The sequence below is a fragment of the Salinicoccus sediminis genome, assembly GCF_000986795.1.
In the GTDB taxonomy this organism is placed as follows: Bacteria; Bacillota; Bacilli; order Staphylococcales; family Salinicoccaceae; genus Salinicoccus; species Salinicoccus sediminis.
In genome coordinates this window covers 1-608 of the sequence record NZ_LAYZ01000020.1, presented here as the reverse complement: position 1 = coordinate 608, position 608 = coordinate 1, and the positions used below count along the sequence as shown (strand labels likewise).

The following is a 608-nucleotide window of genomic DNA, read 5'->3' as shown; positions in this document are numbered from 1 at the left end:
GTAACTATAACGGTCCTAAGGTAGCGAAATTCCTTGTCAGGTAAGTTCTGACCCGCACGAAAGGCGCAACGATTTGGGCACTGTCTCAACGAGAGGCTCGGTGAAATCATAGTACCTGTGAAGATGCAGGTTACCCGCGACAGGACGGAAAGACCCCGTGGAGCTTTACTGTAACCTGATATTGAATCTTGACCTCACCTGTACAGGATAGGTGGGAGCCGAGGAAGTGTGGACGCCAGTCTACACGGAGGCACTGGTGGGATACCACCCTGGTGTGGTTGGGATTCTAACCCGCGCCCGTGATCCGGGCGGGAGACAGTGTCAGGTGGACAGTTTGACTGGGGCGGTCGCCTCCCAAAGAGTAACGGAGGCGCTCAAAGGTTCCCTCAGAATGGTTGGAAATCATTCACAGGGTGTAAAGGTATAAGGGAGCTTGACTGCGAGACATACAGGTCGAGCAGGGTCGAAAGACGGACTTAGTGATCCGGTGGTTCCGCATGGAAGGGCCATCGCTCAACGGATAAAAGCTACCCCGGGGATAACAGGCTTATCTCCCCCAAGAGTTCACATCGACGGGGAGGTTTGGCACCTCGATGTCGGCTCATCGC

Annotated in this window: 1 rRNA gene; it reads left to right on the top strand. The window is 54.8% G+C overall.

Features of this window, described 5'->3' with window-relative positions:
- Positions 1-608 (top strand): 23S ribosomal RNA (locus WN59_RS07930); the annotation flags it as partial.